Origin of the sequence: Pseudoalteromonas sp. P1-30 (genome assembly GCF_001400005.1) — a bacterium.
Classification (GTDB): Bacteria; Pseudomonadota; Gammaproteobacteria; order Enterobacterales; family Alteromonadaceae; genus Pseudoalteromonas; species Pseudoalteromonas atlantica.
The window spans coordinates 60,442-73,144 of record NZ_LKBC01000016.1; the positions used below are offsets into that span (position 1 = coordinate 60,442).

The 12,703-nt window shown below is 42.1% G+C and carries 12 protein-coding genes; 3 read left to right on the forward strand and 9 right to left on the reverse strand.

The window, feature by feature from the left end:
• Window positions 1–350: 350 nt before the first annotated feature.
• From rraB to AN395_RS17470, 9 genes are all read right to left on the reverse strand, one after another.
• Window positions 351–686: a ribonuclease E inhibitor RraB gene (rraB, locus tag AN395_RS17430; protein ID WP_004587970.1), complete on the reverse strand. Its 336-nt coding sequence runs from the start codon at window positions 684–686 to the stop codon at window positions 351–353.
• Window positions 686–1,399, reverse strand: coding sequence for a 1-acylglycerol-3-phosphate O-acyltransferase (locus AN395_RS17435; RefSeq protein WP_024031555.1), 714 nt, complete (start codon window positions 1,397–1,399; stop codon window positions 686–688). The genes rraB and AN395_RS17435 overlap by 1 nt, the downstream gene beginning before the upstream one ends.
• A gap of 169 nt (window positions 1,400–1,568) precedes the next feature.
• On the reverse strand, window positions 1,569–3,863 hold the full coding sequence (gene parC / locus AN395_RS17440; protein ID WP_054983759.1) for a DNA topoisomerase IV subunit A: 2,295 nt from the start codon (window positions 3,861–3,863) through the stop codon (window positions 1,569–1,571).
• A gap of 10 nt (window positions 3,864–3,873) precedes the next feature.
• On the reverse strand, window positions 3,874–4,968 hold the full coding sequence (locus tag AN395_RS17445) for a sorbosone dehydrogenase family protein (protein WP_054983760.1): 1,095 nt from the start codon (window positions 4,966–4,968) through the stop codon (window positions 3,874–3,876).
• 30 nt (window positions 4,969–4,998) lie between these two features.
• Window positions 4,999–6,888 (reverse strand): DNA topoisomerase IV subunit B, encoded by a 1,890-nt coding sequence (gene parE / locus AN395_RS17450; RefSeq protein WP_054983761.1) that lies wholly within the window; start codon window positions 6,886–6,888, stop codon window positions 4,999–5,001.
• A gap of 26 nt (window positions 6,889–6,914) precedes the next feature.
• Window positions 6,915–7,484: a YqiA/YcfP family alpha/beta fold hydrolase gene (locus AN395_RS17455; protein ID WP_004587965.1), complete on the reverse strand. Its 570-nt coding sequence runs from the start codon at window positions 7,482–7,484 to the stop codon at window positions 6,915–6,917.
• Entirely contained in the window at window positions 7,469–8,254 is a 786-nt protein-coding gene (locus tag AN395_RS17460; RefSeq protein WP_054983762.1) for a metallophosphoesterase, read from the reverse strand. Before AN395_RS17460 ends, AN395_RS17455 begins: the two co-directional genes overlap by 16 nt.
• On the reverse strand, window positions 8,241–8,699 hold the full coding sequence (locus AN395_RS17465) for a DUF1249 domain-containing protein (RefSeq protein WP_024031550.1): 459 nt from the start codon (window positions 8,697–8,699) through the stop codon (window positions 8,241–8,243). Before AN395_RS17465 ends, AN395_RS17460 begins: the two co-directional genes overlap by 14 nt.
• Before the next feature lie 26 nt (window positions 8,700–8,725).
• Entirely contained in the window at window positions 8,726–9,352 is a 627-nt protein-coding gene (locus AN395_RS17470) for an NUDIX domain-containing protein (RefSeq protein ID WP_054983763.1), read from the reverse strand.
• Between the two features lie 150 nt (window positions 9,353–9,502).
• Between AN395_RS17470 and tolC the strand changes: the two genes are divergently transcribed.
• From tolC to AN395_RS17485, 3 genes are all read left to right on the forward strand, one after another.
• Window positions 9,503–10,858, forward strand: coding sequence for an outer membrane channel protein TolC (gene tolC / locus AN395_RS17475; RefSeq protein WP_054983764.1), 1,356 nt, complete (start codon window positions 9,503–9,505; stop codon window positions 10,856–10,858).
• A 97-nt stretch (window positions 10,859–10,955) separates the two neighbouring features.
• Complete coding sequence (gene lpxL, locus AN395_RS17480; RefSeq protein ID WP_054983765.1) at window positions 10,956–11,885, forward strand: LpxL/LpxP family Kdo(2)-lipid IV(A) lauroyl/palmitoleoyl acyltransferase; 930 nt, start codon at window positions 10,956–10,958, stop codon at window positions 11,883–11,885.
• A gap of 38 nt (window positions 11,886–11,923) precedes the next feature.
• Window positions 11,924–12,496 carry a TcpQ domain-containing protein gene (locus AN395_RS17485; protein ID WP_054983766.1) on the forward strand — a complete coding sequence of 191 codons (573 nt, stop codon included), beginning with the start codon at window positions 11,924–11,926 and terminating at the stop codon, window positions 12,494–12,496.
• Window positions 12,497–12,703: the final 207 nt, after the last annotated feature.

The following is a 12,703-nucleotide window of genomic DNA, read 5'->3' on the forward strand; positions in this document are numbered from 1 at the left end:
AGCAATAAATAAAAATATTTTTTCAATTTAATGAATAAGTAGTACGTCGAAATAAGCCCTATTACCAATAGGAATATGAACAAGCTTAACTTTTAATGAATATATTAAGGAGAATTAAGTTTTTTATATGAAAGATAATAATTGGTTATAACAAAAATAAAATTGGTAACACTGAAAGTATTAAATTTTTGCCGTTAAATAAGGCAAAATAAAGGGGGGGATTAATGCGCCACTACACTGAAAATGAATTAATATCTGAAAATAGGCTGCGATTTAAAGAGTCATGTTTACTCTGTGCACAAAAAAAGCGAGCATATATAAATGCTCGCCTTTATCAACTAGCTAACGCCTTACTCTTGAAAGTAAGTGCCCCAACCGTCGTATTCAACGTCACACTCAACAGCTAGCGCTGCAAGTTTATCAACGTCTTCCATTATAACTTCAACGTCTAGCTCAGCTTCGACTACAATATCAAAGCTCCAAATTTTGCTGCCATCTTCTAGCTCAAGCTCTGCCGGTTCTTCAACATCGTAGCCTAGTTTAAAGGCAGCCAGTGCCGCTTGCTCTAATTTGCTAAAATCTTCGCATACAAAATGATGCTCAACTTCATAAAGTATTTCAGGATCAGAGCCATCTTCAAGTAGTGAACTTACGATGTCTTCACTTATTTCACGCCAGTTTTCCATTATTTATCTCTCGCTTGAGCATCTAATTCAGTTATTTTAGCAGCCATAATACTATGCACTTGGGTGGCCTGTTCACGGGCACTCACTTTTTTATCAAGTGATATAGGCGCTAACATTTCAATGTAAATTGTACCATTATCCCAGCGGTTTAGCTTAATAGTTTTATCAGTTGTGCTCATACATACCGGTACTATGGGTACATCTGCGCTTAAAGCGGTGTGAAATGCGCCGGTTTTAAATGGCAGTAAACCGCGGCCATAGCTTCTTGTGCCTTCGGGAAATACCCAAATAGATAGGCCTTTTTGTTTAATTTTTTCAGCGGCTTTTGAAATTGTACCTGCCGCTTTTGAGCGATTAGCTCTATCAATCAATATGTTGCCCGACAACCAGTAAAGTTGTCCAAAAAATGGGATCCACTTTAAGCTTTTTTTGCCTAAGCTAACGCAGTTTTCAGGCACCATAGCCGATACCGTAAATAAATCGTAATTGTTTTGATGGTTTGATAGGTAAACCGCAGGGCCAATATTAAGCGCATCAGGGTGGCGTTTAAGGACAAGTTTAACCCCTAACATTTTAGCCATTGAGCCAAACCAGCCGGCTATCACATGCACATTATTAGGGTGAAACGGTCTCACAATCGACAATAACAACCCAAACACGCAGCTGAAAAATATAAACAGCACCATAATTAAAATACGTATAACAGCTAACAAACTTCTCTCCAAAATGTGTGTGCAATGCGCTATAAGCCACGCATATTTCACTATTATAACGTGATTTTATGACGATCACGAGACAATAGCGAACAGCTGTAAGCTGAAAAATACAGGATAAACAAAAACGGCCTGCAAAAGCAGGCCGTTAGAGGTATATATTACGGGTTTATTCTTCGGCTAATGTGTCATCACTTTGCTCATCTGCCGGCGTAAACTCCACCACTGCTTCATCAACACGCTGTAAGCCTCGCGGTAACTTATTACCTCTACGCCCGCGCTCACCATGATAATGCTCCAAGTCGCTCGGTTTAAGCGTTAGCTTTCGTTTACCGGCATGGAGTGTAACGCTACTGCCTTGTGGTACCACCGCCAGCACTTTGACAAACTCTTCACGTGCTTGCACTTTAGCCCCTGGTATAGAGATAATTTTATTGCCTTTACCTTTACCTAGTTTTGGTAAGTCGCGCAGTGGGAACAACAGCATGCGTCCTTCGTTCGAAATGGCCATGCAGTAATCGGTTGCTACATCGTTTACTCTGATTGGTGAGAGTAAAATTCCGCCCTTAGGCACGCTCACTAAGGCTTTACCGTTTTTATTTTTACTTACTAAATCTTTAAAGTCAGTAATAAAACCATAACCCGCGTCAGAGGCCATAAGTAGCACCTGATTGTCTTCACCCATTACCACGTGCTCAAAATTAGCCCCAGTGGTGAGGTTAAAGCGCCCAGTCATTGGCTCGCCCTGGCTACGTGCCGATGGCAAGCTGTGTGCATCGGTTGCAAATGCACGCCCTGCTGAGTCTAAAAATACCGCAGGCTGATTACTCTTACCCTTAGCGGAGGCTTTGTACTCATCGCCAGCACGGTAATTAAGCCCTTCTACGTCAATGTCATGGCCTTTACCAACACGTGCCCAGCCTTTATCAGAAAGCACGACTGTTACCGACTCTGAAGGAATTAAATCTTTTTCACTCAGTGCTTTAGCTTCTACGCGCTCAATAACAGGTGAGCGGCGATCGTCGCCATACATGTCGGCCGCTTCTTGAATTTCTTTTTTAAGAAGCGTTGACATACGACGGTCTGAGCCAAGCGTTTGCTCTAACTTGTCACGTTCTTTGGCCAGCTCATCTTGCTCGCCACGTATTTTAAATTCTTCTAGTTTTGCTAAATGACGAAGTTTTAATTCTAAAATGGCTTCGGCTTGAGTATCGGTTAAATCAAAGCGCTCCATCAACACAGGTTTTGGTTTATCTTCTGTGCGAATAATTTCAATTACTTCATCAATATTTAAAAAGGCAGCAAGTAAACCTTCTAAAATATGCAATCGTGCCAGTACTTTATCTAAACGGTGCTGTAAGCGCCTACGTACTGTTTCGCGTCTAAACGTTAGCCACTCAGATAAAATACTGCGTAGGTCTTTTACTTGCGGGCGGCCATCAAGGCCTAGCATGTTTAAGTTTACACGGTAGTTTTTTTCAAGGTCGGTGGTGGCAAATAAGTGCGCCATTAACGGCTCAGCTTTAATACGGTTTGAACGCGGTACAATCACAATACGGGTTGGATTTTCGTGATCAGACTCATCTCGTAAATCAGCGACCATTGGCAGCTTTTTAGCATTCATTTGCGCTGCTATTTGCTCAAGCACCTTAGCCCCTGAACACTGATGCGGTAGCGCAGTAATAACAATATCGCCATGCTCTTCAGTATACACCGCGCGCATTTTAATTGAGCCTCGGCCGGTTTTGTATATTTTATGAATATCGGCTTTTGGAGTAATTATTTCAGCGTCGGTTGGATAATCAGGTGCGTGTACAAGCTCAAGTAACTCATCAAGCTCGGTTTTAGGCTTATCAAGTAATAAACAACAGGCACTGGCTACTTCACGCACATTATGTGGTGGAATATCGGTTGCCATACCTACTGCAATACCCGTTACGCCATTTAACAAAATATGCGGTAAGCGCGCCGGTAATACTAATGGCTCGTCCATGGTGCCGTCAAAGTTTGGCGTCCAATCAACGGTGCCTTGGCCTAGCTCTTTAAGTAATACCTCAGAGAACTTTGATAAGCGTGCTTCGGTATAACGCATTGCCGCAAACGATTTAGGGTCATCTGCTGCCCCCCAGTTACCTTGCCCATCGACTAATGGGTAACGGTAAGAAAACGGCTGCGCCATTAATACCATAGCCTCGTAACAGGCACTGTCGCCATGTGGGTGGTATTTACCTAATACATCACCTACCGTACGAGCCGATTTCTTATATTTAGCAGCGGCCGATAAACCCAGCTCGCTCATAGCATAAATAATACGACGTTGAACCGGTTTTAAACCATCACCAACATGCGGTAATGCACGGTCCATAATTACGTACATAGAGTAATTTAAGTAGGCGTCTTCGGTAAAACGCCCCATTGTTTGTTGTTCAATTCCTTGCATTAGCAAGGTATCTGTATCACTCATTAAAGCTTACCTAGTTTTTCTTATAGCTTACGCGGTAGATCACGTTTGCGTAATCGTCGCTTATTAGCAGACTGCCGTCATTTAATTGTGCAAATGCAACTGGGCGTCCAAAGGTTGTTTCGTTATGCATAAAGCCGGTAATAAGTGGCGTGTATTTAGTAATACGCCCTTGCTCTACATTGGCTACAGCCACTTTATAACCTGACTTTTTAGTACGATTCCACGAGCCATGTTCAGCAACAAATAGCTGCTCTTTGTAAGAGCCCGGGAACTGTTTACCGGTATAAAAATGAATGCCAAGTGGCGCAACGTGAGCACCTAGCGCAAGCGCTGGCGGGCTGTAGTCGCTAATGTTTTTACCTTTACCAAACTCAGGATCTGCAATGGCACCGGCGTGAACGTAAGGAAAACCAAAGTGCTCGTTTTCTTTACTTACGCGGTTAATTTCATCAGGTGGAATATCATCACCCATCATGTCACGGCCATTATCACTAAACCATAATGCTTGCGTGCTTGGATGAAAGTCAAACCCCACTGAGTTACGTACCCCTTGGGCTATTGTTTTAATTTGTTTGGTTTCTACATCAAGTGCAAAAATACGCCCGTAACGCTCATCTTCGGCGCATATATTACACGGAACCCCAACCGGAATAATAAGCTCGCCAGTGGGTGCAAAGCGTAAAAACTTCCACCCGTGGTGACGATCCGATGGCAACGCGTTGTAAACCACGTCAAATTTAGGGTCTTTTAACTGCGTGTCTACGTTTTTAAAGCGAATAATACGGTGTACTTCACCTACGTATAAATCGCCATCTTTAATTGCTAATCCCGAGGGCATATTTAACCCCTCAGCAATCACCATTTTTTTATCTGCTACGCCATCACTGTTATGATCGATTAACGCATACACATTTCCTGCTTTGCGCGAACCTGCGTAAACAATGCCTTTTTTTGATACTGCTATTTGGCGTGCATTTTCAACATCATCAGCAAATAAGCTTACCTCAAACCCAGGTGCTACGGTGAGTTTGTCTAGTATGTCTTTTGCCATTGCTGGGGCTGTTGTTAAGCCAAGCAATAATAAACTTCCTAGTATTTTATTCATTTGCCTCTCCAAGTGTTAAACACAAGCTTATTATACCTGTGCTTTATTACCGTGATCTTCTAGCCACTGGCGTCTGTCTGACGAGCGCTTTTTAGCAAGTAGCATATCCATCATTTCTAATGTTTGCTCTTCTTCATCTAGCGTAAGTTGCACTAAGCGGCGAGTATTTGGGTCCATTGTCGTTTCGCGCAGCTGCAGCGGGTTCATTTCGCCCAGCCCTTTAAATCGTTGCACGTTTACTTTACCGCGCTTTTTCTCTGCTTCTATGCGGGCCAAAATACCTGTTTTTTCATCTTCATCGAGGGCGTAATACACCTCTTTACCAATGTCGATTCTAAACAGCGGTGGCATAGCTACGTATACATGTCCTGTTTTAACCAGTTGCGGAAAATGACGCACAAACAAAGCACACAATAAGGTGGCAATGTGTAGTCCATCCGAGTCAGCATCTGCCAATATACAAATTTTATTATAACGCAGGCCGGTTAAATCAGTTGAGTCTGGGTCAATACCCAGCGCCACCGAAATATCATGCACCTCTTGCGAGGCTAATATTTGCCCTGATTCAACTTCCCACGTATTCAAAATTTTACCGCGCAGTGGCATTATTGCCTGAAACTCACGATCGCGTGCTTGCTTAGCCGAGCCACCTGCTGAGTCACCCTCTACCAAAAATAGTTCTGTACGGTCGTTATCGGCTGCACTACAGTCGGTTAGTTTACCGGGTAACGCAGGGCCTGAGGTAACGCGTTTACGCACCACTTTTTTAGCCGCTCTCAATCGGCGCTGTGCATTTGAAATACACAGTTCAGCAAGCAATTCTGCAGTGTCTGTGTGCTCGTTTAACCATAAGCTAAATGAGTCTTTAACCACACCCGATACAAACGCTGCACATGAGCGAGAAGAAAGCTTTTCTTTGGTTTGGCCGGCAAATTGTGGGTCTTGCATTTTTACCGATAACACATAGCTACAGCGCTCCCAAATATCATCTGGGGTAAGCTTTACGCCACGCGGTAATAAGTTTCTAAATTCACAAAATTCGCGCATTGCTTCAAGTAAGCCTTGGCGCAAACCATTTACGTGTGTACCACCTTGTGCGGTAGGAATAAGGTTTACATAGCTCTCCGCAATCGACTCACCGCCCTCAGGTTGCCATACAACAGCCCAATCAGCCCCTTCAATCGAGCTTGAAAACTCGCCTACAAATGGGTCTTTTGGCAGTACTTCAAAGCCTTTAACAGCTTCAATTAAGTAATCCTTTAAGCCTGTTTCGTAAAACCATTCTTGAGTTTCTTTAGCTTGCTTATTAACAAACTTAATGCGCAAGCCTGGGCATAAAACCGCTTTAGCTTTTAATAGGTGGTTTAATTTAGTAATTGAAAAGTTAGCTGAGTCAAAGTAACTCGCATCGGGCCAAAATCGAACGGTAGTACCGGTGTTGCGCTTACCAACAGTGCCAATGACATTTAAGTTTTCAACTTTATCGCCGTTTTCAAAGGCCATTCTAAATTGTTGAGCGTCGCGCCTTACCGTTACTTCAACACGGTGCGATAACGCATTTACAACCGAAATACCTACCCCGTGTAAACCGCCCGAAAACTGATAGTTTTTGTTAGAGAATTTACCACCTGCATGCAGCTTGGTAAAAATCAGCTCCACCCCAGGAATACCTTCCTCAGGATGAATATCTATAGGCATACCACGGCCATCGTCTATAACTTCAAGAGAGTTATCTTCGTGTAAGATGACATCAATTTTAGTGGCATGGCCCGCCATGGCTTCATCGACACTGTTATCGATAACCTCTTGGCCTAAATGGTTTGGACGTACCGTGTCGGTATACATACCAGGGCGGCGTTTTACCGGCTCTAATCCATTGAGAACCTCAATGGCTTCGGCGTTATAATTTTGCTGACTCATAATTTTTATCTTTATATGCGCTTAGGCTAATTTGTTTTAGGTAATTTAAGAAACTCTACAATACTATCTAAGGTGCGTTCAAAACCAACAAAGCTGTGATCGCCACCAAACTCAACTAACTGTTTGCATTGTGAAAAATAATTTACTGCGTGTTGATAATTTAACACTTCATCTCCCGTTTGCTGCAACAAATAGAGCAATTCGGGGGATGTTAATTTAGGCACATACAATGCTTTTAAAGCATCCATGTGGCTGGTATTTAACTCATAATGATAATCTTGATACGGATTATAATTGTGGCCAATAAGCGGCGCTAATAAGTTAAATGGTGCTACTGCTGGGTTTATTAATGCTGCTCGCAGGTTATAACGCTGCGACAAGTAGGTGGCATAAAACCCACCTAGTGAGCTCCCAAGTAACGCGGTATCTGGCGTTAATAAATGCTCAAGCTGTAAAATAGCTTGTAAGGGCTCGTGATTTAAACGCGGTACGCAATAGTCAACGTCATAGTTTGCCATAAGCTCGCCAAAGCGCACAGCTTTATATGATTTTTCAGAACTATTAAAGCCATGAATATAAATTACGCGTTTAACCATACAACATCCGTTTTAACTGTTAAAGCATTGTCCTGTGTAGTTAAATGCAACACTCGATAAGCGGGGCCGTGGTTTTCTTGCTGCCATTGCGGGCAATTTTTTGTAAATTGCACCGAACTGGCGGGCGTTGCATAAATACTCAGCTCTCTAAAAGTTTGCGTATAGTGATTATGCACATGACCGTGCAGCAACGCCGCTACATTAGCACTATTAACTAACACGTTTAATAATTGCGGGCCGTTTTCAAGCATGTGTTTATCAAGATAGCCATTAATAGCAAGCGGGTTGTGATGACAAAACACCACATGCTGTGATTGCGAACTTGCTAAACAATCCGCGATTTCATTTAAGTGCTCACTAGACACCCACCCTGCAGGTGTAGGGCCTTTTGAGTTTATAAGTAGCAGCTCAAATCCTTGTGCGATTATGCGTTTAGCTGATACTATTTGCCCACCACTGATGCGATTAAGCATGGCAATCTCATCATGATTGCCTGGTACCCAAAATACTGGGCAGGTCAAATCAGCGTTATTAATAAGCTCAGCAAATAATAAATAAGAGTCAAAACTATGATCTTGTGTTAAATCACCACCAAATATAACCGCATCTAATGACTGCGTGGCCATGTGCGCTAATGCTTGTGCAAAATGCGCGGCGGTGTTTACGTTAAAGTACTCTGCGTTAGGGTCGGCAAATAAATGGCTATCGGTTATATGCGCAACACGCAGCGATGAGCGGTTAAAGTGATAATGCTCATCAAACCAAGCCATTGTTTATATCCCAGTTTAGTACTGCTCGGCCATGCTCTACACAGGCTACTAACCAGTCATATAAAAATGCATTAAGTTGATACTTTTCATCTTTTTGGTGCATTTTAGGATTTGGATAACCATAAGATGGCTTTATCCGTTGATGATAATCGTGGTGAATAATTTCAGCCACTTTTGCATCTTGATAAAGCCTGACTGTTAAATACAAAGGAGAAACGCCTTTAACCATCCCTGTTAGCTGTTTGATAGAAATATCCAGTGTGTACTTAGCACTATCGTCAATGATAATGGCAAATTCACTATGACCTAATTTAACCTTACGCACACTATTAGCGCTGCGCTCTTTAGGTAATAGTTTTGAAAGACGTACGTAATTATGCTCGCAAAGCGTCATGTACTTTGGGAGGCTCTGAATATATCGTTGGGTTGCTAAAAGTGCTGTCAAAGTACCGCCGTATTAAAAAGTTAAAATTATGTCCACTTACTGCTTATTTTTTCACGATTTAACGCCAACCACTGTAAACAGATTACTGTTGCCGCATTATCTATTTCACCGTTATTGAGGCGCGAAAGCGCATCATCAAGGCTTAAAATATGGGTTTTAATGTCTTCACCTTCGCTTTCAAGGCCATATACACCACTTTTTACTTGGCTTAAATCTGCCCGTGCTAGGTATAAATGTAAGCGCTCAGTGGTACCACCCGGACTTGAAAGGTAAGAGAGCATAAATTCAAGATCAGTAAGCTCAAGTCCAGCCTCTTCATAGGCTTCTTTTTTTACCACCCCTTCGTAATCGGTACTGCCATCGGTCATACCGGCAATACATTCTAGCAGCCAGGGCGAGTGTTTGCTGTTAATAGCGCCAATACGTATTTGCTCTATTAAAAGTACACTTTGCGTAGTTACATCATAAGGTAGAACAGCAATGGCATCACCCCGCTCTAGTATTTCGCGCTTTATAATTTGCGATGTACCACCATTAAACAGGCTATGCTCAAACTCATACATATCCACCTTAAAAAAGCCATTATACAGACTTTTAACTGCTTTTAAGCTCACATCTTTATGTGTAAATTGAACCAAGCTTTTATCTGCCATATTATACATCCCGCTTATTTAAACGATTAAAGTTTGTTAATATATTCTGTTACATTTGAACATACAGTTTTACTAATTTCTTTTTTAGTTATTAAGCAAAACACGTTACCATGCTTTTAGTACAAAATTTGTCTAAGGACTGAACCTAACATGAAAAAGAACATCCTTGCAGCGCTCGTTAGTTTGTCGTGCGCATTAGGCACAACCACAGCAAGTGCTGAAGATTTAATGCAAGTTTTTGAAATTGCTACTGCTAACGATCCCACTGTTTTAAAAGCAAAAGCCCAAGCAGATGCGCAATCTTACGAGAGCGATTTAGCAATGAGCGCATTACTGCCGCAAATTGGTTTAACTGCGAGCTATACAAAAAGTGACTCAACTTCTTTTCAAAGTAATGAAGACTTATCTAATCAAGTTAAAGTTGAGTCTGAAACTGATGATTTCAGCCGAGGCGTTAGCTTAAGCCAAACTCTGTTTGATTTAGGTGCATGGAACACATTAGACATTGCAGATAAACAAGCACTTCAAGCAAATGGTCAATACGATGCAGCCAAGCAAAACTTAATTATACGCGTTGCTGAAGGCTATTTTAACGTATTAAGCGCCATTGATAACCTTGAATTTGTGCAAGCCGAAAAGCGTGCCATTGAACGCCAGTTAGAGCAAACAAAACAGCGCTACGCAGTTGGCCTTACAGCGATTACAGATGTTCACGAAGCGCAAGCACAATACGATAACTCTGTAGCACAAGAAATTATTGCCAGTAATGCCGTTGAAACCGCACGCGAGCAACTGCGTGAAATAACCGGTAAGTACCATGCAAAACTTGATTTTTTAAACACTGAAACGTTTTCAACGACCAAGCCAGTTAAACAATCTAGTGATTTTGTAAAAATAGCTGAAGAAAATAATATTAACTTACAAGTGGCTAAAGTCACTGTTGATATTGCAAAAGATCAAATTGTACTTGCTAAAGCAGGTCATTATCCAAAGTTAACTCTTAGTGCAAGCTACGGCGATTCACTCACTGACACAGAAAGAAACGGGGTTAACTTTGATGATCAGCCTCGCTCGGACTCAAGCTCTGTAGCACTTAACTTTAGCGTGCCTTTATATTCAGGCGGCGCAACCGTAGCTGCAACTAAACAAGCCCGTGCGTTTTATGTTTCAGCCAGCCAAGATTACGAAACAAATTACCGCGCCGTAACGCGTACCGTTATTACCTCATACAACCAAGTTGTATCAGACATCGCGACTTACAAAGCCTTAGAGCAAGCCGTGGTATCAGCGCAAAGTGCGCTTAAAGCAACAGAAGCTGGCTTTGAAGTAGGCACGCGTACTATTGTTGATGTGCTTGTAAGCACGCAAAACCTGTACGATGCAAAACGTAACCTAGCTGATGTACGCTATCGTTACGTGTTATCTACGCTTCGCTTAAAGCAAGCTGCAGGTACACTAACAAGTGCCGATTTACTGGGTATTAACCAAGGCTTAAAAAAAGCCTAATAAGTTAAAAAGTAGCGTTTAAAGCCAGCCATTGCTGGCTTTTTGTATTTTATAACACTAAGCGTTAAACTAGCGTTTTTATTTTAGAGAGTATTTTGTGGTCACCTCATCTCCTTTTAAAGCCTCGTTTTTAGGCCCTCGTTATTGGCTAACGTGGATTGGTGTTTTCTTTTTGTATTTGATTTCGTGGTTGCCACAAAAAATTCAGCTTAGCTTAGGTAAGTTATTGGGGCGCTTAGTACATAAATTTATGAAACGTCGTCGCCATATTGCCGAGGTTAATATAAAGCTGTGTTTTCCTGATATGAGCGAAGCCGAGCAACAACAGCTTGTGCTAAAAAACATGGAAAACACCGGAATTGCCATGGTTGAAACTGGCATGGCTTGGTGGTGGCCGCAGTGGCGCGTTAAAAAAGCGTATGGCTCTATCAAAGGACTAGAGCACTTTGAGCGCGTGCAGGCTCAAGGTAAAGGCGTATTGCTATTGGTGCCGCATATTTTGCATTTAGAAATGGCGAGTCGTGTTATGGGCACCAAATGCCAAGGGCTGGGGTTTTACCGCCCACATAACAATGCACTCATGGAATACTTTACAACTAATGGCCGCCTTCGTTCTAACGAGTATTTAATTGGACGAAAAGACGTAAAAGGCTTGTTAAAGTCACTAAAAAATAAAAAGGTGTGTTATTACCTACCCGACCAAGACTACGGCCGTAACCGCTGTGAATTTGTGCCTTTTTACGCAGTGCCAGATACAGCCACCACCACAGGCACATTACTTTTTGCAGCAAGTAAACACTGCGAAACCATGAGCCTAATTAGTCGTCGTGATGAGCACGGTAAATACCATTTAGAAATAGTACCTGAGCTTGAGAACTTCCCTAGCGGCGATGATAAAGCAGATGTAACACGTGTAAATCAGCGCGTTGAGCAATCAATTAACGCAGCGCCTGAGCAATACATGTGGCTGCACCGCCGTTTTAAAACACGCCCTGATAAAAATACCCCTTCTTTTTATAAAAAGTAGTGGTATAAATAAATAATGATAATAAATGAGCATGAGTTATGTGGTTTTGGGTTAAGCATTTAATACTAGCAGTTGCATTAATCTTACTAGCTACCTATGTGTTAGTTGGTACGGGTCCATTGTTTGACATAAAAGAGACTAAAAACGCAGCTGCCGAGGGGCTTTCTCGCTTTTATTCGTCTATCCGTAACCAAGTTAAATCCGATAAGGAGCGCGATAAGTTTGTACTGCAGCTTAAAAAGCCCGAGCAAACACTTGATCGTGTTTTAGCAGAGCGCGGCAGAGCCGTTGACCCTATGCCTGCTAGCTGGACAGGAACAAGTGCACCAAGACGCTTTGAAAACGGCTCAACGTTAAAAGGCGTACTGGACCAATACGCTAAAAGCGAAGGTATTCAATTATATTGGTATTTGAGTAAAGACTACGTTGTAAAAGATTATTTTAGGGTTGATAGCAGTTTTACCTCAGCGCTTTACCAAGTTGGTAGTGCAATTAATGATGACTTTGAAAATGAAGTTTATACTTTTTTTTGCTTCAGACAGCGCGCAGCGGTGATCACTGAATTACCTTCTGAATTTGTGCGCAGCAATTGTTTAAAGCTTAATACTTAGCAGCGTAAATAAACCAAACCCACACATAATAAAAACCCAAGCCTGTGCTTGGGTTTTTAATGTTTATGTTTCGAGGGCGTGTTGAACTTTGATGGTTGAATTTGCAGCATCATGTTTGGTTTTTAGGCAAGACAGAGCCTATGCAGTGTGGTTATTCCACATAAATAGGCGATAACGCAGCATAAATGCCAAACATGCGCTGCCCTT